The following is a 17,251-nucleotide window of genomic DNA, read 5'->3' as shown; positions in this document are numbered from 1 at the left end:
GGGGGCGTGCTGGTCATCTTCGGGCTGTCCCGCAAGGAGCGCCCGCTGGGCCTGGTCGCGCTGGGCTGCGGGACCTGCGGTCACGCGGGTCCGCAGCCCGCGGTGCACCGGAGGACCCGGTTCACGCTGTTCTTCGTGCCGGTGCTGCCGCTGCGCAGCCGCTACGAGATGCGGTGTCCCGTGTGCGGGGCGGGACGGACCCTGTCCCGCGACGACGCCCGTCGGCACGGCGCGCGGGTCTGAGGAGCGCCCTCCCCCGCGGCAGTGCGGCACTCCTCTACCGCCATGCCGCTCCGCATCCGGCCGCACGGGTGGACGCACCGGTCGACACGCTGTCCGCCGGTCACACGCGCCTCACGCCGGCGGTCCACGTCCGAGGCGACAGCGAGGGGCCCGTCCACCGGTAGGCGAGACGCAGCACCACTCGCCCACCTGGACCCGGCAGCGGTCCCGTTGCGAGATCCGCGGGCCGGCCCGGTCGTCAGCCGTCCACACCGAGGCCGCAACCCGAGGCAGGACCGTCGTCGCAGCTCGGGAGTTCGCAATTGCGAACGGAAACTTGGTGCTCGAACATCAGTTCGAGTACCATGGGTGGCGTGACCGCGATTCAGGAGCCACCCGCCCATGCCACCGGCGTGCCCGGCGACGGGTTCCCCTCCGGTGACCTCACCCTGCTCCGGTTCCACGTCGAACAAGCCCTCAGCGCCGACACCTGCGCGTTGTCCGAGTCGGAGTTGATCGACCAGATCCAGGAGGTCGAATCGCTCCAGGCCTCCCTCTCCGCACTGCAGTCAACGCGGATCCGTGGCTTCGCCCAGGCGCATGTCGACAGCCACCGCGTCGACGACCGGACCGACTTCGACAAGATCCACCGCAGCGTCGTCGCCCAGATCCAGCTCGCCTGCCGGGTCTCCACCACCGAGGCCCGCACCCGGGTGGCCGACGCCCGTGACCTGCACTCCGGGCTCGACCGGATCCGCGGCCTGCACATCGCCGGTGAACTCAGCGCAGCGAAGGTCTCCGCGATCGCTGTCGAGTGCCGCGACCTCAACACAGCTCAGCGGGCGCGGGTCGACTCCCGGCTCGCCGCCGTCCGCGACCTGACCCGGTACGGGATCGGGCGCCTGCGGGCGATGACGCGGCGTCTGGTCGCCGAGATCGCCCCCGACCGATTCCGCGTCCGCGTCCACGCCGCCAAGGCCGAACGCCGGGTCACCCTGCGCCCGGCGCCGGATGCGATGAGCTATCTGACCGCCTACGTGCCGGTCGAACAGGGCGCCGCGTGCCTGGCCGCGCTGCAGAAGACCTTCGTCGAGATCCAGATCGACCCCGAACCCCTGCCCCGCACCCGCGGACAGGTCATGGCCGACACCCTCGTCGAGCGGGTCACCGGCCAGGCCACCGCGACCGCGGTGAACCTCGAAGTCCAGGTCACCGTGCCCGTGCAGGCACTGCTCAACCCCACCTCCCCGCTCCCCGCCGAGATCCCCGGCCTCGGACCGGTCCCGGCCGACCTGCTCGCCACCTCCGAGGGCACCAAGTCCCTGCGCAGACTGCTCACCGACCAGGGCATCGTCATCGGCGGCGACTCCCGACAGCGCACCTTCACCGGCCTGCTCGCCACCCTGGTCAAGGCACGCGCCGGGAACCGGTGCACCGAGCCCTACTGTGACGCTCCCGTCCGCCACCTCGACCACATCCAGCGAGATGCCGACGGCGGGCGCACCGAACTGGACAACGGGCGCGGGGTGTGCGAGTTCCACAACCACGTCCGCGAACAACCCGGCTGGCACGTGGCTCGGGCCCCCGACGGGGCCGTCGTCACCACCACTCCGACCGGGCACACCTACCGCGGTCCGGACTGATCGCGGCGTACCCGGTGCCGGCCCGGTGTCCGCGGCACCGGGCGGACACGAGGCGCCTCAGGTCGGCAGCAGGTACTCCTCGCTGGCGTGGTGGCACGCGCTCGGATGGTGCCCACCCGGCCGCGTCACCAGGGGCGGCTCCTCGGTCGCGCAGATGTCGGTGGCCTTCCAGCAGCGCGTCCGGAACCGGCAGCCGCTCGGCGGGTCCACCGGGCTCGGGACGTCACCGGTGAGCCGGATCCGCTTGCGCCCCTCCCGGACCGACGGGTCGGGCACCGGCACCGCGGAGAGCAGCGCCTGGGTGTACGGGTGCGACGCCCGGGTGTAGATCTCCTGCTCGGTCCCGAGCTCCACCATCTTGCCCAGGTACATCACGCCGACCCGGTCCGACAGGTGCCGCACGACGGACAGGTCGTGGGCGATGAAGATGTAGGACAGCCCGAACTCGCGCTGCAGGTTCCCGAGCAGGTTCATCACCTGCGCCTGGATGGACACGTCGAGCGCGGACACCGGCTCGTCGCACACGATGATCTCCGGGCGCAGCGCGAGCGCGCGGGCGATCCCGATGCGCTGCCGCTGCCCGCCGGAGAACTGGTGCGGGTAGCGGTTGACGAAGTCGGGGTTGAGCCCGACGACGTCGAGCAGCTCCTGCACCTTCGCCCGTCGCTCCCCCTTCGGCGCGACCTCGGGGTGGATCTCGAACGGCTCCCCGACGATGTCGGCGACCGTCATCCGCGGGTTCAGCGACGTGTACGGGTCCTGCAGCACGATCTGCATCTGCCGGCGCAGCGCCCGCAGCTCCGCTCCGCGGCGGGCGAAGATGTCCTCGCCGTGGAAGCGCACCGAGCCCGACGTCGGCGGCTCCAGCCGCATCAGCACCTGGGCCAGGGTCGACTTCCCGCAGCCGGACTCGCCGACGATGCCCAGCGTCTCGCCCTTGTTCAGCGCGAACGAGACGCCGTCGACGGCGCGCACGTGGCCGACGGTGCGCTTGACGACCGCGCCGACCTTCACCGGGAAGTGCTTGACGAGGTCGTCGACCTCGAGAACGGGCTCGCTCATACGAGGTCCTCCGCGAACAGGCACGCCGACGCCCGCGCTCCGGGCAGCGGGATCAGCGGCGGGTCGGTGCCGAGGCAGCGCTCCACCGCGCGCGGGCAGCGCGGGTGGAACGGGCAGCCGTCGGGGATGGCGGTGAGCGTCGGCGGGAGCCCGGTGATCGCCCGCAGCTCGGTGCCCTTGCTGTCGAGCCGCGGGATCGACGCGAGCAGCGCCTCGGTGTACGGGTGGGCCGGGTTCGCGAAGAGCTGGTGCACGTCGCCCTGCTCGACGATTCGGCCCGCGTACATCACCGCGATCCGGTCGGCGACCTCCGCGACGACGCCGAGGTCGTGGGTGATGAGGACCAGCCCCATCTCCCGTTCGCGCTGGATCTCGGCGAGCAGGTCCATGATCTGGGCCTGCACGGTGACGTCGAGCGCGGTCGTCGGCTCGTCGGCGATGAGCACGTCCGGGTCCAGCGCCAGCGACATCGCGATCATGACGCGCTGGCGCATCCCGCCGGAGAACTCGTGCGGGAAGTTCGTGACCCGCTGCGCCGCCCCGGGGATCCCGACGAGGTCGAGCAGCTCGACGGCGCGGGCCCGCGCGTCGCGCTTGCTCATCCCACGCCGCGTCCGCAGCTGCTCCCCGATCTGGAACCCGACGGTGAACACCGGGTTCAACGCCGACAGCGCGTCCTGGAAGATCATCGCGACGTTCTCGCCGCGCAGCTCGCGGCGCCGTTCCTCGGTCGCGGTGAGCAGCTCCTCGCCGCGGTAGCGGACCGAGCCCGCGGTGACGGTCGCGGGCGGGGTCGGCAGGATGCCCATCACCGTGTTCGCGGTGACCGACTTGCCCGACCCCGACTCCCCCAGGACGGCGAGGGTCTCCCCCGCGTGCACCTGGTAGCCGACGCCGTTCAGCACCCGGGCGACGCCGTCGCGGGTGCGGAACTCGACGTGCAGGTCCTCCACCTCGAGCAGCGGGGTCATGACCGGCCCTTCGGGTCGAACGCGTCGCGCACGGCGTCGCCGAGCAGCACGAAGGCCAGCACGGTGACGACGAGGAACGCGCCGGGGAACAGGAGCAGGTGCGGCGAGGTCCGCAGGTAGCTCTGCGCCTCGCTGATCATCACGCCCCACGAGACGACGGGGTCGCGCAGGCCGACGCCGAGGAACGACAACGTAGCCTCGGCCCCGATGAACGCACCGAGCGCGATCGTCGCATACACCATCACCGGGGCGATGGTGTTGGGCAGCATGTGCCGCCGGATGATCCGCCACGGGCTCGCACCGAGCGCGCGGGCGGCCTTGACATAGTCCTGGCTGCGGGCGGCGATCGCGGCGGACCGCATGATCCGCATGACGATCGGCCAGGACAGCAGCCCGATCGTGCCGATCACCAGGCCGCTGATGCCGATCACGCTCTGCCCGACCGACGCCCGGAAGGTGGAGAGCACGACGATCGCGCCGAGGATGAACGGCACGCCGAAGAAGACGTCGGCGACGCGGGCGAGCAGCGAGTCGACCCAGCCGCCGGCGAACCCGGCGATCAGGCCCATGACGGCGCCGACTACTACGACCGCCGTCGTCGCCAGCACCCCGACGACGATCGAGACGCGGGTGCCGTAGACGGTGCGCGCGTAGACGTCGCGGCCGAGGTGGTCGTAGCCGAACCAGGCCTGGGCCGACGGGTCCTCGCGGGCCCGGGACAGGTCGCCGAGGGTGGGGTCGACCGAGGTGAACAGCTGCGGGAACGCGGCCATGACCAGCAGGAACGTGATGAGGCCCGCCGCGACGAGGAACAGCGGGCGACGACGCAGGTCGTGCCAGGCGTCGCCGCTGAGGCTGCGGGTGCGGGCCGTCGCCTCGGCGCGGCCGGCGGTGGCGACGGGCGTTTCGGCGGTGGCGGTGGTGGGGTCAGTCAAGGCGGATCCTCGGGTCGAGCAGCGCGTAGGTGACGTCCACGACGAGGTTCGCGAGCAGGTAGACGATCACCAGCAGGACGACGACGCCGGTGACGACCACCCCGTCGAGCCGTTGGATGGAGCCGAAGATGAGCCCACCGATCCCGCGGATGTTGAAGATGCCCTCGGTGACGATCGCCCCGCCCATGAGCGTGCCGAAGTCCGCGCCGAGGAAGGTGATCACCGGGATCGCCGAGTTGCGGGTCAGGTGGACCCCGACGACACGACGCCGGGTCAGGCCCTTCGCGGTCGCGGTGCGGACGTAGTCGGCGCGCAGGTTCTCCGCGATCGACGTCCGGGTCAGCCGGGCCACGTAGGCCAGCGACAGGCTGCCGAGCACGTAACCGGGCACGACCAGGTCCAGGAACCCGGGGTTCGCCGGGACGGTCGGCGGGATCAGGCCCAGCCGCAGCCCGAGGACCGACTGCAGCACGTAGCCGGTGACGAAGACGGGCACGGCGACCAGGAACAGGGTCGCGGTGAGCACGACGTTGTCGAGGAACCCGCCGGGCCGCAGCCCGGTGAGCACGCCCGCGGTCAGGCCGATGATCGCCTGGATGACCAGCGCGACGACCGCGAGCTTGATCGTGACCGGGTAGGCGTTCGCGATCAGCGTCGCGACCTCCTGGCCGCGGAAGTTCTCGCCGAAGTCGCCCTGCAGCAGGTTGCCCAGGTACGTGACGTACTGGACGAAGATCGACTGGTCGAGCCCGTACTCCTCGCGCATGCGCTCGATGAACGCGGGCGGGCAGGCCTGGTCACCGCACTTGCCGGCGAGCGGGTCGCCGGGCAGCGCCCAGACCATGAAGTAGATGAGGAACGTGGTGCCGAGGAACACCGGCACGAGTTGCAGGAGTCGTCGCAGGACATAGCGCCCCACGGGTCACCTCCGGGTTCGGGGTCCGGCGGTTCGCGCCGGGCACGTGCACCGGCGGCCGGGGGTCGCCCGGCCGCCGGTGTGGTGGTGGGACGGCGTCACTCCTGGACGGTCACGCTCTCCAGGTCCAGCTCACGACCGTAGGTCAGCTCGACGTTCTGCAGACGCGGCGACCAGCCGAACTGCGCGGACTGGTCGTTGATCGCGACGGCGGGCATGTCCTGGATGAGGACGCGCTCGGCCTCGGCCCACAGCGCGTAGGCCTCCTCGGCGGTGGCCGCGGTCGACCCCTGGTTCACCAGGGCGTCGAAGCGCGGGTTGGTGTAGCCGCTGTTGTTGTTCGCCGCTCCCGTCGTGTACTGCGGGCGCAGCACGTACTCCATGGTCGGGGTCGAGGCGACCCAGCCGGAGCGGAAGATCCCGGTCAGGTTCTCGGCCCGGCGCTGGTCCAGGAACTCCGAGAAGGTCGGGACCGGGACGAAGTTGCAGGGCACGCCGAGGGTGTTGCTGATGCTGACGCAGGCGGCCTGCATCCACTCGCGGTTGATCGCCGAGTCGACGTTCGAGATCAGCTCGATCGGGCCGGTGAAGCCGGAGGCGTCGAACTGCTGCTTGGCCCGCTCGGGGGAGGAGGTGCACAGCTCACCGCACTGGTCGTCGACCTTGCCGGGCACGCCCTCCGGGATGAACCCGGTGGCCGGCTGGACGAGTCCGTTGTAGACGTTGTCGATGATCGCCTGCCGGTCGACGGCCATGGAGATCGCCTGCCGCAGCTGTGGGTCGGCGTAGCGCTGGTCGTAGATCGGGAAGGTCATCGTGTTGATGCCGGCGTAGGGCTGGTTGCCGTTCCGGTCGGCCAGGTCCTGCTGGTACAGGTTGTCGATCAGGAACGAGCCCGGGATCGACTCGAGGAAGTCCAGGTTGCCGCTGACGACGTCCTGATAGGCGGCCTCGCTGTCGGCGTAGAAGCGGAACTCGACGCCGCCGACGGAGACCGGCTGCTCGCCGCCCCACTGCTCGTAGCGGGTGACGGTCACGTTCTGGTCGGGGACGCGGGACTCGTAGCGGAACGGGCCGTTGCCGACGGGGTTCGCCTCGAAGGCCGCCGGGTCGGCGAAGAACGACTCGGGCATCGGGTAGAACGCCACGTCGCCGAGGGTGTTCACGAAGATCGGCGACGGCGCGGTCAGCGCGACGGTGAAGGTGCGGTCGTCGACGACCTGCAGACCCGACATCGCCTGCGCCGTGGGCTCACCCTCGTCCGGGTTGACCTGGTCGAACCCGGCGATGTTGGAGAAGAACTCCGAGCTGGACTGCGCGTTGGTCTTCAGGGCGACGTAGTTCCACGCGTCGACGAAGCTCTTCGCCGTGACGGGCGTGCCGTCGTGGAAGGTCCAGCCCTCCTTCAGGCGGATCGTCCAGTTCTGCGAGTCGGTCGACTCGATGGACTCGGCGACCTTGTTCTCCGGCTCGCCCTGCTGGTTGTAGTCGACCAGGCCGGACCACAGCGCGTCGAGGATCTTGCTGCCGCCGACCTCACGGGTGTTGCCCGGCAGCAGTGCGTTCTCCGGCTCGGTGCCGTAGACCGAGATCGTGGGGGCGCCCTGGGCGTCGCCCGTGGTGCCGCCCCCCCCGCCGCCACAGGCGCTGAGCACCAGCGCGGAGGTCAGGGAGAGCGCGAGCAGCGCCGCGACTCGAGGTGATCGCATCAGAGTCCTGTCTGTCCGGGACGGCCGCTCCCCGCGTGGTGTGCAGGCGGCCGGTGCGGTTCGGTGGTGGGTCGCACGGTAACCACAGCATCGCGGTTCTCCGGTTACGAATCCATTGCGTCCGCCGCCATTGCGCCGAGCAACACGGAATTGCACGCGACGGTCGGTGAGCGGATCGCGACGTCCCGTCCGGCCCGATCCTCACGGAAAACACATCGGCGCAGGTCGGACGCATTCCGGTGCATTCTTCCGCTATGCAACATTGCATTGCGCATCGCAATTACCTGGTCAGTCGTGTGACCAGTGCCACATCCGGCAGTCAGTCTGAGCCCGTGAGCAGCGACAGCACCTGCCACAGGGGCACTGACACCGGACGACGAGACGCGCGCCGTCCCACGAGGTGGAACCCGCTCCCCACGTCGCGGGAGTACTTGTCGGACGGGAAACCGCGCTCCGCACACCATTCCCGAAGGCTTTCCCGCAGAATTGCCGTCGCGATCACGACGGTAACCGCCCAAGTCCCGGCACACCCACTCCGGCACCGCGCCGACCCATTGTCCGGCAATTCCGGACAAGGGACCGGAACCGCATCGGAATTGGGGCACGGACGCCGCCGGCGTGCGCTCCACCTGCGGGACCGCGGGATCGCGGCCCGACCGTCCCCGCCTCCGGGGACGACGGCACACTTCCCCGGGACGTCAAACGCTCGACGTGTGCATTTCAGGAAGATCGCCTGAAACGGTCATTCGAGTACGGCCGTACCAATCGTGGGCGGTCAGCGCGGCGACGCCTGCGTGAACAGATCGCCCTTCAGATAGATGTTCCAGTCGGCCGCCTTGAGGCCGTGCCCACCGGAACGCAGGTGGTAGCTCATCGCCGGCCCGGAGAAGGCCGTGTCGGTGGCGGGCTTCCAGCCCGTCGTGCCCAGTCCGTTGTCGCCGAGGCCGTAGAGGTCGTAGATCTTGCTCGCCGCCTCGTAGGCGAGGAACTCGCCCTCGGGATCGGCGTTGGAGTCGTCGCTGGCGCTGGCGATCACCAGCTTGCGCGGCGCGACCAGCCCCATCAGCTCGTGCTGGTCGACGGGCAGCTCGTCGACCTTGTTCCCGTAGGCCTGGTAGGTCTTCGGGAACCAGTACGGGAAGGAGCTGTTGACCCGCGACACCGTCTCGGCACCCACTCCCCCGTCGCCGCGGCGGGCGAGCTTCGCGCCGGTCGACCCCGAGTTGTTGGAGATGACCGCGGCGAAGCGCGGGTCCTGGGCGCCCGCCCAGAGCGCGGCCTTGCCGCTGCGGGAGTGCCCGATGACCGCGACCTTCGAGGGGTCGATGTCCTTGTCGGTCTGGAGATAGTCCATCGCCCGGCTCGCGCCCCAGGCCCAGGCGGCGACGGCCCGGCCGGCGTCGTCGGGCAGGTCGCTCCCGGACGGGTGGAACAGGTTGATCATCTTGCTGCGGTAGCTGCCGCTGTCGTCCGGGGCGATGTCGTTGGCGTCGATCTGGGCGAAGGCGTACCCGGCCTTCGTGATCGTCGAGACCGGTGCGTAGTCCGAGGACTGCCCCGGGTCGTCGGAGACCGAGCCCCGGTGGTCGATCATCAGGAAGGTGCCGCGCGGGGTCTGGCCCTTCGGGACGAACAGCCGCAGCGTGAACTTCCCGGTGCCCTCCGGCCCGGTGATGCCGATCGTGACCTTCTTGAGGGTGACGTCGCCGTCGTCGCTGGTCCGCACGTCGAAGGTCTGCTTGGTCGGCTTGGGCAGCGGCTGGCCGTAGACGTTCTCGCGGAACGCCGCCAGCAGCTCCGCGCGCCGGGTCCCCTCCCACTGGGCGACGTCGGTGACGCCGGTGCCGTCGAGCATGCGCAGCGGGTTCGGGTACTGCGTACCGTCGATGGTCACCGTCGCCGCGACGGACAGGCCCGCCGCCGGGACCGACGTGTAGGCGACGGGTGCGACCGGCGTGGCCGTGGCCCCCACCGCACCCACGCACCCGGCCGCGGCGACCGCGCCGACGACGAACAGCGACGTCGCCGTCCTCGCGACGGGATGCAGGACGCGACGACGGCTGCGCGGGCTGATCGGAGTGGACACGGTCCGAACGCTACCGAGGCGGGGACCCTCTGCAACCGCCGTTGCCGGTATCACGTCGATCGGGGGACATGATCACACACCTAACGTGTGACTCCTGTCGCCACAGGTGTTGCCGCAGGTGACGACGGGGTACCGCGGGTCCGCGCGGCGTTCCGGGAGGGATCTGCCGACGTTCGCGGCTGCGAACGGTCGGGGGCGCAGCGCGGTGTCGCGCGGGTCCCCGGCCACCGACAGCGACCGCGGCTCCCCGACGGTCCTACCGTGCGCACCGCGCCCGCAACCACGGATCGACGATCCGTGGTTACCGCGCCACGACCCGGCCAGGCTGGACCCATGCCACGCACCCCTGACCTCACCCTCCCCGACCTGACCGGGCGCCGCGCCGTCGTCACCGGCGGCAGCGACGGCGTCGGGCTCGGCATCGCCGACCGGCTCGCCGCCGCCGGTGCCGAGGTCGTGCTGCCCGTCCGCAACGCCGCGAAGGGCGCCGCCGCCGCCGACCGGATCCGCGACCGGTGCCCCGGTGCCGCCGTCTCGCTGCGCGAGCTCGACCTGTCCTCGCTGTCCTCGGTCGCCGCGCTCGGGGAGACCCTGCGCGCGGAGGGACGCCCCGTCCACCTGCTGATCAACAACGCCGGTGTGATGACCCCGCCGGAGCGGCGCACCACCGCCGACGGGTTCGAGCTGCAGTTCGGCACCAACCACCTCGGCCACGTCGCGCTCGTCGCGCACCTGCTGCCGCTGCTGCGCGAGGGCCACGCCCGGGTGGTCTGCCAGATCAGCGTCGCCGCGGCCCGCGGCACGGTCCTGTGGGACGACCCGGACTCCGAGCGCTCCTACGACGGCATGGCCGCCTACCGGCACTCGAAGATCGCGTTCGGGCTGTTCGGCCTGGAGCTGGACCGGCGCAGCCGCGCCGCGGGCTGGGGCATCACCGCGAACCTGTCGCACCCGGGAGTCGCGCCGACCAACCTCCTGAACGCCCGGCCCGATCTCGGCCGGGAACGGCGGTCCGCCGGGCGACGGGTGATCGGGGCGCTGTCCCGGGCCGGTCTGCTGGTCGGGACCGCCGACTCGGCGGGGCTGCCCGCGCTGCTCGCCGCGACCGCACCGGACGCCGGGCACGCCGTGTTCTACGGGCCGAAGGGTCCCGGCCGGGTGGGCGGACCACCCGCCGAGCAGGAGCTCTACCGCCCACTGCGCGACGCCGACGCCGCCCGCCGGGTGTGGGACCTGTCGCAGCAGCGGGCCGGGGTGTCCTTCGACGGCGCGGCCACCCCCTGACAACCCCCCTCGCCGACGCCTCCAGGACACCGGCGCACCCCACCGCCGCGGGCCCGTCCGGAGGGGATCATGGAGACGTCGACGTACGGAGGTGCCCAGTGGCGGACCAGTCCCCCCAGGAGCGCGAGATCCTGCTGCACGGACAACGTGTGAGCTACCGCGAGACCGGCCGCGGCGAGGGCCCGACGGTCCTGCTCGTGCACGGTCTCGCCGCGAGCTCACGCACCTGGGCCCCGGTGTTCGACGCGCTGGGCGGCGGGCTGCACGTGATCGCGCCGGACCTGCTCGGCCACGGTGCCAGCGAGGCCCCGCGCAGCGGCGACTACTCCCTCGGCGGCTACGCGACCGGGCTGCGGGACCTGCTGGCCGCGCTCGACGTCGAGCGGGCGACGATCGTGGGGCACTCGTTCGGCGGCGGCATCGCGATGCAGTTCGCGCACCAGTTCCCCGAGTTCACCGAGCGGGTCGTGCTCGTGTCCTCCGGCGGTCTCGGCCACGACCTGACCCTCGCGCTGCGCGCGGCGAGCCTGCCGGGCACCGAGCTGGTGCTCCGCTCGGCGGCGTCGCTGACCCCGCCGTGGATGCGCCGCGCCGCGCACCGGCTGGCCCACCGGGTCGGCGCCGCACCGCGCTCGGACATCGACGGTGTGCACACCGCGCTGGAGACCTTCGCCGACCGCGGCACCCGCGGCGCGTTCGTCCAGACCGCGCGGGGTGCCCTGGAGCCGTCCGGCCAGCGCCTCGACGGGGCGCAACGCCTGCACCTGCTCGAGGAGGTGCCCGTGCTCCTGGTCGGGGGGAACCGCGACCGGGTCATCCCGCTCGCCCACACCCTCGCCGCGCACGACCGGCTGCCCGACAGCCGGCTGGAGGTCTTCGACGGTGCGGGGCACTTCCCGCACGCCGAGCAGCCGGACCGGTTCGTGGGGCTGCTGCGGGACTTCGTCGACGGGACCGCACCGGCCGAGGGCGACCGGGACGCGCTGCGCCGCCGGATCCTGGGGATCCCCCGGGTCGGCTGACCGTCACGACGGGCGGCCCTCGCCCGGCTGCGCCCGGGGCTCAGCCGGGTCCCGGCGCCGGAGGGGCCGGACGCGGAGAGCACGGTGCCGACCCCGGTGAGGATCAGCGCCGTCGTGGACACCGTGCCGCCGGCACCGAGCGGGTCGACCTCGCGGAGGCCGACCGTGGTGATCGTCGTGACCGTCTCCTGCAGCGCGTCGACCGGGCCGAACCCGAGCAGCGAGTGGCCCGGGTGCCCACGGCCGTCGCCGCCGCGAGGGCGAGCGCGCCGTCCGGATCCGCAGCAGCCGGTCCACGCCCTCGCTCCCCGCGGCCCTCAGCGGCGCACGACCGCGACCGGGCACCGCGCGTCGTGCAGCACCGACCGGACCACCGAGCCCAGGTGCAGCCCGGCGACACCGCCGGTCCCCCGCGCACCGACCACCAGCAGGGCCGCGTGCCGGGAGGCCTCGACCAGCGCCGAGCCCGGACGCACCGCGGCGAGCTGCCGGTCGGGCTGCACCGCCGACGGCGGGACGCACCGGTCGACGACCGCACGGAGCAGCCGCTCGTGGGACTCGGCACCCGTACCGACGTCGGCCGCGGCCACCGCCAGGTCGGAGGGGCGGTGCGCGCTCCAGCAGTGCAGCACGGTCAGCGGCGCCGACCGCCGCGTGGCGATCCCGGCCGCGAACACCGGGGCACGGTCACCGCCGTCGGAGCCGTCCACCCCGACCACCACCCGCCGCGCGCCCGGGCCCTCCTGCCGGCGCACGACGACGACGTCGGAGTCGGCCCGGTAGCACAGCTCGAGGCTCACCGAACCGACCGTCATGTCGTGGACCCATCCGTGCCCGACGGCCCCGACGACGACCAGGTAGGCCCGCGCCGACGCCGCCCGCAGAGCCGGGCCCGGCGGCCGGTCGTCGACGTCGACGTCGACCGGGACCGGGACCTCCCGCCGCGCCGCGCCGACCCGCCCGACGGCCCGCCGCAGGAGCGTCCGCCCCCGCGCCCGCATCCCGCTCGGCGACGCCGGAAGGGCCCACGGGCCGGTGTCCGCGCCCGTCGCGTGCAGCAGGTACAGCGGGGCGGCCCGGTGCACGGCCTCCAGGACCGCCCAGTCCACGGCCTCCAGGCTCACGGGGCCGCTGTCGACGCCGACGACGACCGCACCCTCCGGAACTCCCACGTCCACCTCCCGGTCCCGGGCCAGCGTGCCGCCGGCCCGGTCCGCCGGGCAGTGGCCCTCGGTCCGCCCGGACCGGGTCGGAGGGCCCGTGTCCGGGCCGGCCGGGGACGGCACCGTCGGTGCGACCGGCCGGCGCCCCGGCGCCGGCCCCGGACCGGCAGGTCGCCGACGTGCGGGCCGAGCTCGACGCCCTCGCCGGCCCGGACGGGACCAACGGTCCTGGTGACCTCGGGGAACCGGGTGTGGGCTCGGGACATGACCACCCCTGACCAGGACCTCCTGCCCGGCACCACCACCCTGGACGCGCTCCGCCGGCTCGTCGACGACGTCGCCGCCCTCGTCGACACCGTCGACGACGAGACGTGGCAGGCCGCCTCGCCCTGCCCGGACCTGCCCGTCCGGGATCTCGTCGGGCACCTCGTCGGCGGTCTCGACGGGTTCACCCGGGTCGCCCGCCACGAGGGCGGCCCGGCCTTCGACGGACCGGCCGTCGACCGGCCGGCCGCGGCGGGCACCTACCGCGAGGCCGCCCGGGCGGCCGTCTCCGCGTGGTCGGTCCCGGGGCGGCTCGACGAGGTCTTCGCGATGCCCTGGGGCGACACGACCGGCGGACAGCTCGTCGGCTTCCTCGTCGTCGAGCAGGCCGGTCACGGCTGGGACCTCGCCCGTGCGCTGGGCAGGCCCGCGACCCTCGACGAGCGGGCCGTCGCCGTGGCCGACGGGGTCGCGCACGCGATGATCACCCCACAGATGCGGATGCCCGGGATGTTCGGGCCGGAGGTGGCGACCACCACCGGGGCGACGGCGCCCGACCGGCTCGCCGCCTTCCTCGGACGGCACCCCTGACCCGCGTCACCCCCGGGTCGCGTCGGACGGGTCGAGCGGGTGTGCGGCCAGCAGCAGCCACGGTGCCGCCGACCTCTCCGCGATCCGGCGGGTGACCGTGGGGAGGCCGGGCGGGACCTCGGAGATCGGGACCACCCTCGGTGTGTCCACCCGGTACCACCGGTCGTGGCTGCGCAGCCGCCCCGACCCCGACGCCTGCAGGTTGCGCAGCCAGTCCACCCGGGGCCCGTAGGGCAACGCGACCGCGAACCCGCCCTCCACCGGGTGGGCGACGATCGGCGTCCGGCGGATCCGCCCGCTCCGGCGGCCGCGGTGCTCGACGAACCCGGCGTACCAGTGCCGGTCCCCCGCGCGGCGGAGCATCGCCGGGTTCAGCCACCGGCGGTTGAACCGCCGGACCAGCTCCCCGAGCCGGGGCAGCGACGCCCGCACCGTCGACATCGGCCCCATGTCCGTCCTCCTCCGGGTGCGTTCCGGTGGGCCCGATGCTGACCGGTCCGGCGCCGGCCGGGACGGGCCGGAGGTCCCGCCGCCGCGGGCACCGCGCACCGGCTCGTGCCCGGATGACCAACGGCCCTGCCGCCCGTCCGCGCGACCGTCCACGATCGGCGGGAGGACCGGGACGGGAGGCGCGGATGGACGGGGGGACGCCCGCCGGGAACGGGCCGTGGGTGCGCTACGGCCGGATGGCGCTCGGTGTGCTGGCGGTGGTCGCGGTACTGGTCCTCGAGACCGTGCTGCTGGGCGACCGCATCGCCGCCGACCTCCGGCGGATCACCGGCGGCGCGCCGGACGCACCGGCGCAGGCCGTCGTCGCGGCGCGGGCTCCGAGCCCGCCGGCGGAGCCCGCGGCGAGCGGGACCGTGGCCGGTGTGGACCTGCGGCCGCTGGACACCTGCCGGGACGGGGCGACCTGCCCGGTACGGCTGCAGGTGCGGCTGACCGGGCCGGGACCGGCCCAGGTGACCTGGCGGGTCCGCGTCGAGGACCTGTGCACGGGGGCGCGGACCGAGTCCCCCGACCGGCGGCTGCCGGTGCCGGCGGGCCCCGGCGGCCGCCTCGACGTCGTGACCGACGTGGTGCTGCCCCGCGGCGCGGCACTGGCCGTCTCGCCGCTCGTCACGGCCCCGGCCGTGGCGGTCGGGGCGCCGATGCTGCTCCCGGCCCGGCCGGAGTGCACCGTGGGCGCGGGCCGGTGACCGGCCGGGCCGGGCGGAGGGCGCGGGCCCTGCGCCGGCTGACGGGCCGCCTGCGCCGGGCGCGCCGGCTGCTGCGACCCGTCCCGCGTGGACGGCCGGCGGGGGCCGCCGCCCCGCGGCCGGCCGCCCGGCCGGGGAGCGTCCGCCCCACCGGTGGGGGCGGGGTCGCCGGTGCGGCGGGTCCGGTCGCCGCGGGGGTGCTGGTGCTGCTGGGCCTGGCGAACCTGCTGGCCGTCGACGGCGTCACCCCGGCCGGGAAGCAGGCGGCGGTGGCGGTCGTGGGGCTGGCGCTGATGGTCCTCGCGCGGCGGCTGCGCGCCGAGGCGCTGACCGTCGTCGCCGTCGGGGTGTACGCGGTCGCGGTCGCCGGGCTCGTCGTCGTCCGAGTGGCGGGGGTGTCGGCGAACGGCGCGACCCGCTGGATCGCGGTCGGGCCGCTCACCGTGCAGCCGTCGGAGCTGGCCAAGGCCGGCGTGCTGCTCCTGCTCGCGGTCGTGCTGGGCTCGGGCCGGCCGGAGTGGCAGCGCCTGCCGGTGGCGCTGGTGGTCGCCGCGGTGCCGGTCGCGCTGACCGCGCTGCAGCCCGACCTCAGCACGGCGACGCTGCTCGCGCTGGCCGCCGTCGCCGTGCTGGTCACCAGCCGGGTGTCGGTGCGGGCCGTCGCGGGCCTGGTGGGTGCCGCCGTCGTCGCCGCGCCGCTGGCCGTCGGGCTGCTGCGGCCGTACCAGGCCGAGCGGCTGGCCGCATTCCTCGGCGGGTCGGGCCAGGACCCGGGCGGGGCGGGCTGGGCGGTCGAGCAGGCCCGGGTCGCGGTCGGCTCCGCACCGATGTGGGGCCACGCCGGTGACCCGCTGGCCGGTCTGCTCGCCTCCTACCTTCCCGAACGGGACACCGACCTGGCCCCGGCCAGCGTGATGCAGCAGTTCGGGCCGGTCGCCGGTGCGGTCCTGGCGCTCGCCGCCGGGGTCCTGGTGTGGCGGCTGGCCGTGGCCGCCCGGGAGTGCCGGACCCCGCAGGCCGGCCTCGTCGCGGCCGGGATGGCGGTGCTGTTCGGCGTCGAGGTGGTCGTCTCGACCGGCGGCAACCTGGGTCTGCTCCCGCTGGCCGGGGTCCCGTTCCCGCTGGTCAGCTTCGGTGGCACGGCGCTCGTGGTGCACCTCGTCGCGATCGGGTCGGTGTTCGGCCTGCGCCGCGACGGCGTCCGCCGGGCGCTCTGGTCGCCGCCGTCGCTGCGCCGCAGGCCGCGCCTGGTCCGGGTGCTGGCCGCCGGGGTCGTGGCGGTGCTGCTGGGGTTCGTCGCCACCGCGGCGACCCTGCAGGGAGCCGGCGGGGCCGCCCTGGCCGCGACCGCGCACGACCAGTCGACCCGCTGCGTGCCGGTCCCGGCGACCCGGGGGCGATCCTCGACCGCGGCGGTGCGGTGCTGGCCGGCGCGACGGAGCGCACCGCGCCGTCGCGGGTCGACGCCGTCCCGGCGATGCTGCTCGCCGACCCGGCGGGGCTCGCCCGGCTCGCGGCCCTGCTGGGCACGCCGCAGGCCGCGCTGCGCGCCCGGCTGGCCGCGGTGCCCGCGACGACACCGACGCTGCCGGTCGCCGAGGTCGCCCCCGGGCTCGGCGACCGGATCGACCGCACCGGACCGGCAGGCGTCCTGGTCCGGCCCTCGGTCCGGCGGGCCTACCCGACGGGCACGCTGTTCGGGCCGCTGCTCGGCTTCGTCGGGCGGCCCGGCCCGGCCGACCTGCGCACCGACTCCTCCCTGACCGCCGACGACGTCGTGGGGTGGGCCGGTCTGGAGGCGCAGTACGACGCGGTGCTGCGCGGTGTCGACGGGCAGCAGTGCTTCTCCGTGACCCCGGCCGGGGCCCCCGTCGCACCCGCCGAGCGGCGCGCACCCGTCCGGGGCGCCGACGTCGTCCTCGCGGTCGACACCGCCCTCCAGACCCGGCTCGCCCGCAGCCTGCAGCGCGCGCTGGACACGACCCGCAACCCGCGGGCGATCGCCTCCGCGGTCGCGCTGGACCCCCGGACCGGCCAGGTCCGCGCGATGGTGAGCCTGCCCGCCTACGACGGCGCGGTGTTCGGACCCCCGACCGACGCGGCCGCGGCGGCGGCGCTGGCACGCGCGCCCGGCGGGCCGATGCTGCAGCACGCCACCCGGTCCGCGGTCCCGCCCGGCTCGAC

14 protein-coding genes and 2 pseudogenes are annotated in these 17,251 nt (G+C 74.0%); 8 read left to right on the top strand and 8 right to left on the bottom strand.

The features are described from left to right. Positions 1–6 precede the first annotated feature (6 nt). Both AC0GKK_RS25710 and AC0GKK_RS25705 read left to right on the top strand, forming a co-directional pair. On the top strand, positions 7–243 hold the full coding sequence (locus AC0GKK_RS25710) for a zinc ribbon domain-containing protein (protein WP_178373496.1): 237 nt from the start codon (positions 7–9) through the stop codon (positions 241–243). Positions 244–596: 353 nt separating this feature from the next. Next, complete coding sequence (locus AC0GKK_RS25705; RefSeq protein WP_405416592.1) at positions 597–1,865, top strand: HNH endonuclease; 1,269 nt, start codon at positions 597–599, stop codon at positions 1,863–1,865. A gap of 57 nt (positions 1,866–1,922) precedes the next feature. Here AC0GKK_RS25705 and AC0GKK_RS25700 read toward each other — a convergent pair whose 3' ends face one another. From AC0GKK_RS25700 to AC0GKK_RS25675, 6 genes are all read right to left on the bottom strand, one after another. Then, positions 1,923–2,927 (bottom strand): ABC transporter ATP-binding protein, encoded by a 1,005-nt coding sequence (locus AC0GKK_RS25700; protein WP_062395891.1) that lies wholly within the window; start codon positions 2,925–2,927, stop codon positions 1,923–1,925. Then, positions 2,924–3,898 (bottom strand): ABC transporter ATP-binding protein, encoded by a 975-nt coding sequence (locus AC0GKK_RS25695; RefSeq protein ID WP_062395892.1) that lies wholly within the window; start codon positions 3,896–3,898, stop codon positions 2,924–2,926. Before AC0GKK_RS25695 ends, AC0GKK_RS25700 begins: the two co-directional genes overlap by 4 nt. Further along, entirely contained in the window at positions 3,895–4,833 is a 939-nt protein-coding gene (locus AC0GKK_RS25690; protein WP_489882759.1) for an ABC transporter permease, read from the bottom strand. The genes AC0GKK_RS25695 and AC0GKK_RS25690 overlap by 4 nt, the downstream gene beginning before the upstream one ends. Further along, a complete protein-coding gene (locus tag AC0GKK_RS25685) occupies positions 4,826–5,752 on the bottom strand; it encodes an ABC transporter permease (RefSeq protein ID WP_489882758.1) in 927 nt (308 codons plus the stop codon). Before AC0GKK_RS25685 ends, AC0GKK_RS25690 begins: the two co-directional genes overlap by 8 nt. Before the next feature lie 95 nt (positions 5,753–5,847). Further along, on the bottom strand, positions 5,848–7,458 hold the full coding sequence (locus tag AC0GKK_RS25680) for a peptide ABC transporter substrate-binding protein (RefSeq protein WP_489882757.1): 1,611 nt from the start codon (positions 7,456–7,458) through the stop codon (positions 5,848–5,850). 775 nt (positions 7,459–8,233) lie between these two features. Next, positions 8,234–9,544 carry a dienelactone hydrolase family protein gene (locus AC0GKK_RS25675; protein ID WP_489882756.1) on the bottom strand — a complete coding sequence of 437 codons (1,311 nt, stop codon included), beginning with the start codon at positions 9,542–9,544 and terminating at the stop codon, positions 8,234–8,236. A gap of 333 nt (positions 9,545–9,877) precedes the next feature. On the opposite strand from AC0GKK_RS25675, the gene AC0GKK_RS25670 reads away from it, so the two are divergent. Both AC0GKK_RS25670 and AC0GKK_RS25665 read left to right on the top strand, forming a co-directional pair. After that, positions 9,878–10,828 carry an SDR family oxidoreductase gene (locus tag AC0GKK_RS25670; protein ID WP_489882755.1) on the top strand — a complete coding sequence of 317 codons (951 nt, stop codon included), beginning with the start codon at positions 9,878–9,880 and terminating at the stop codon, positions 10,826–10,828. Positions 10,829–10,926: 98 nt separating this feature from the next. Next, a complete protein-coding gene (locus AC0GKK_RS25665; RefSeq protein ID WP_251784960.1) occupies positions 10,927–11,850 on the top strand; it encodes an alpha/beta fold hydrolase in 924 nt (307 codons plus the stop codon). A gap of 317 nt (positions 11,851–12,167) precedes the next feature. Here the strand turns inward: AC0GKK_RS25665 and AC0GKK_RS25660 are convergent, their stop codons facing one another. Next, positions 12,168–13,022, bottom strand: coding sequence for a universal stress protein (locus tag AC0GKK_RS25660; protein WP_489882754.1), 855 nt, complete (start codon positions 13,020–13,022; stop codon positions 12,168–12,170). Between the two features lie 255 nt (positions 13,023–13,277). Between AC0GKK_RS25660 and AC0GKK_RS25655 the strand changes: the two genes are divergently transcribed. Further along, positions 13,278–13,868, top strand: coding sequence for a TIGR03086 family metal-binding protein (locus AC0GKK_RS25655; protein ID WP_489882753.1), 591 nt, complete (start codon positions 13,278–13,280; stop codon positions 13,866–13,868). Positions 13,869–13,874: 6 nt separating this feature from the next. On the opposite strand, the gene AC0GKK_RS25650 is transcribed toward AC0GKK_RS25655, so the two are convergent. After that, positions 13,875–14,318 (bottom strand): nitroreductase family deazaflavin-dependent oxidoreductase, encoded by a 444-nt coding sequence (locus AC0GKK_RS25650; protein WP_251784964.1) that lies wholly within the window; start codon positions 14,316–14,318, stop codon positions 13,875–13,877. Between the two features lie 185 nt (positions 14,319–14,503). Between AC0GKK_RS25650 and AC0GKK_RS25645 the strand changes: the two genes are divergently transcribed. From AC0GKK_RS25645 to AC0GKK_RS25635, 3 genes and pseudogenes are all read left to right on the top strand, one after another. Beyond that, positions 14,504–15,067, top strand: a complete 564-nt coding sequence (locus tag AC0GKK_RS25645; RefSeq protein WP_489882752.1) for a hypothetical protein — start codon at positions 14,504–14,506, stop codon at positions 15,065–15,067. Positions 15,068–15,360: 293 nt separating this feature from the next. Then, a pseudogene (locus tag AC0GKK_RS25640) lies at positions 15,361–16,188 on the top strand (FtsW/RodA/SpoVE family cell cycle protein); the annotation flags it as partial. A gap of 299 nt (positions 16,189–16,487) precedes the next feature. Next, positions 16,488–17,216, top strand: a pseudogene (locus AC0GKK_RS25635) (FtsW/RodA/SpoVE family cell cycle protein); the annotation flags it as partial. Between the last annotated feature and the right edge of the window lie 35 nt (positions 17,217–17,251).

It is taken from the genome of Pseudonocardia sp. P-1 (assembly GCF_058111925.1).
The sequence above is the reverse complement of the archived record's forward strand: the minus strand, read 5'-3'. Positions and strand labels throughout refer to the sequence as shown.

Bases quoted from the DNA above. Each gene is read 5' to 3' on its own strand.
- AC0GKK_RS25695 (WP_062395892.1), bottom strand. From the start codon at position 3,898: ATGACCCCGCTGCTCGAGGTGGAGGACCTGCACGTCGAGTTCCGCACC.
- AC0GKK_RS25650 (WP_251784964.1), bottom strand. From the start codon at position 14,318: ATGGGGCCGATGTCGACGGTGCGGGCGTCGCTGCCCCGGCTCGGGGAG.
- AC0GKK_RS25655 (WP_489882753.1), top strand. From the start codon at position 13,278: ATGACCACCCCTGACCAGGACCTCCTGCCCGGCACCACCACCCTGGAC.
- AC0GKK_RS25680 (WP_489882757.1), bottom strand. From the start codon at position 7,458: ATGCGATCACCTCGAGTCGCGGCGCTGCTCGCGCTCTCCCTGACCTCC.
- AC0GKK_RS25670 (WP_489882755.1), top strand. From the start codon at position 9,878: ATGCCACGCACCCCTGACCTCACCCTCCCCGACCTGACCGGGCGCCGC.
- AC0GKK_RS25645 (WP_489882752.1), top strand. From the start codon at position 14,504: ATGGACGGGGGGACGCCCGCCGGGAACGGGCCGTGGGTGCGCTACGGC.
- AC0GKK_RS25700 (WP_062395891.1), bottom strand. From the start codon at position 2,927: ATGAGCGAGCCCGTTCTCGAGGTCGACGACCTCGTCAAGCACTTCCCG.